The sequence below is a fragment of the Hyphomicrobium sp. genome, from assembly GCF_020852195.1.
GTDB lineage: Bacteria > Pseudomonadota > Alphaproteobacteria > Rhizobiales > Hyphomicrobiaceae > Hyphomicrobium_C.
The window spans coordinates 1-2,734 of record NZ_JADZBI010000252.1; the positions used below are offsets into that span (position 1 = coordinate 1).

The window sequence follows — 2,734 nt, forward strand, 5'->3', positions numbered from 1 at the left end:
CTGTGCCGCAGGCCCTGGAAGGTAATGCAGGCCATCAGGCGTTAGCACCTGATACGTCTTCACGCCTTCAACAGTTCCCAGATCGATCAGCCTACTCCCACGAGGGAGTACCACATTCCTCCCAATATGACCTCGATAAGTACCTGGCGGCAACAGCACCGCTACCTGACGAGCCGTACCACGACCACTGGACCCCACAATATATGAGTGATCACGCACAATCTTGGCATCAGCGGGCGGAGTCGCCTTCCGATACACCGTACTCTTCTTCGCCGGAGGCACCACATCCTCCGTCAGATAGATCCGCTCCCAAAATCGTGCCGTTCCCGAGTTCACGGTCTGGTCAAGAAGAGCGACTTTCCACTCAACGGAATCTCGCGACTGGCCAAAGGGAATATTTCGCTTCCCCCAGTCCCGAATCTTCTGCGCCAAAAGCACGCCATTGGATTCCTCAGGAGTCATCTGCGGATCCAAATCTCGAAGCACTTCTGACAGCCTTGCGTCAGAGCCAAACCCCCCCACTTGCGGAAGCGTGCTTTCTTTTAGGCCAGCAATGGGTCGAGCGAGGCTGCCAACATTGGGATCCAATCCTGACACTGATGCGGGAATTGGAGGTTCCGTCAGCTGCTCACCAACAGTTCGTAGACGGCGTACTACTCCCTGGGTATCAATCGCCTGAATCTCTTTGCGAGCGACAGGCCACCCAGCCTCCTTCATCAAGCGATCCAGCTCCGCCAGCGCGTCATTCATCCACGACTGGAGGCCGGAACGTTCCTCCTTCGACACCACCCCCCGGAAAGGATAGTAGGCTACGGTTCGGAAATCCTGCCGAATTCGAATAAACTGCCCGTCAAACTCTGCCGTGTAGTTCATCATCTGCAAACTGGGGTTCCCATGGAACGCAAGTTCCTGGGTAACTTCACCCATATGATCAGCTTCTGGCTGTACTCCAGAATCTTTGACAGGATCAAGGATCTGGTGAGGAGAATACTGTTGCCTCGTATCCTTCGCCTGGTACTCCGGGCTATTAGTATCCTCATACCGATTGGCGTCCTGGTGCGCCATGCTTTCCATTCCAAGCGAGGTCGGTGTCCGTTCCTCCTTGAGAAGCTTTTCCACCGACTTTCCGCGTGGTGGAACCACCTGGAAAGCGTGCCCATCTTCACTTATCCGGACATCTGGGGGTAGCCCAGGAGACTTGGAACGTCCGTGTGGAATCATCTGCGACAGCTGTACCGACGCATCATCAACCAGCGCACGATCTCCACCAAAGAGTCCATCAAACCGCTGCTGGAGCACCTCACGATACGATGGGAGCCTGTTCTGTATCGTTGTGAGTTTTCCGAGCATCTCTACAAGATCACGATCCATCAGGGATCGCGGTTGATAGCCGGAGAGTATATCGGCAATGTCAATAGCATCCAGGGTCTTCCAGTTGATCCCGGTGAAGCTGCCATCCGCAGCCTGGGAGACATCATAGTCACCCACCCGAACCGTCATACGGGCCGCCCCGGAGGCGTCACCTTCCGTACTACGGACAAACTGATCTTCATACCGACGCACCGTCGCGGGAATGCCAACTTCCTCGCGAGACCGACTCACGACTCCAGCTTCACGGGCAAGTTCATCGCTACTGATGAGCAGCTCTTCCGGGTAATTCACGCGAACACCCAACGATTCGCCTAGTTGCTTGTACTTATATTCTGGGTTGTGTTCCGCCGCAAACTCACCCCAGCCAGAGTAATGCACCCGCCCCGTGTTGTCAGTAAGCGTGATGTAGTCCCGGAATCGACCATCCTGATACTTGAGCTTCTTCACCGAGTAGCGCAAGGGTGGTCGATCTCCGGTGACCTGCTCGCCCCGGCTCACATGCTGCGCATAGCCAGAGCTGATATTCCCACGCTCCACCCCAGGAATGCGCACCTCCCAGTCAGGAACCGCTCGATCCGGAGGAAGCTCTTCTCGCGCCCACTGCTGCGTGAGATACCCAACATTGACCCCATCCTCGGGGCTCCAGAACGTCTCCTTCCCCGCCTCCTGATAGGTTCCTGAAGCGATAATATCCCCAGACTTCCAGGTTACTTCATCCGAGGTCGCACCCTTCAGCGGAACGCCGGGAATCGGATCAGCCTGTTCAACGACCGTTGCCTTAATCTGCTCCTTGCGCTTCTTGAACTGACGATGCCCCATCTTACTCAGGCGGTCCTGCTGAACAGGTAGCTCAGACCTTGCCAGATCCTCATTCCCGCGCAGCTCATACTGCTGACGCATCATCGCGCCAATCGCATCACCCCTGGTGTCAAAGCGCGAAGGAGCTTCCAGCGGACGACCAGATCCAAAGCGATCCGCAATCATATCCTGCCAAGTTACCGCATCCCCACGGACAAATGGCGCAATACCACGCACACCCTCGGGTGTAGCTGGACCACCAAAGATCTCCGACTCACGACGAACCACATCATCCTCGGAGAGCAAACCCCGGTCGGAATAATTCCCCATCTCCACATACTGTGGCATCACCGAAGGACGATCCCCTCGCCCCTTCTGCCACTTCTGCATGGTCAGGTGTTCAATGTCATACTGCGGATCATCCAGCCAGTTGACGATATCCACGTCACCATCAGCCCAGGCTTGCATGACCTTCTCAAAACCAGAGAAGTCAATACTGGGATAGGTTCCAGAGTCTCCTTCCCAACGATGAATGACCCCACCTTCATCCATCTCCTTGACCGCC

Annotated in this window: 1 protein-coding gene; it reads right to left on the reverse strand. The window is 55.8% G+C overall.

All coding sequences use genetic code 11. From position 1 onward, the window contains the following. Positions 1–2,734: hypothetical protein (locus IT540_RS20650; protein ID WP_291181765.1), on the reverse strand; the 2,734-nt coding region annotated here is incomplete at both ends.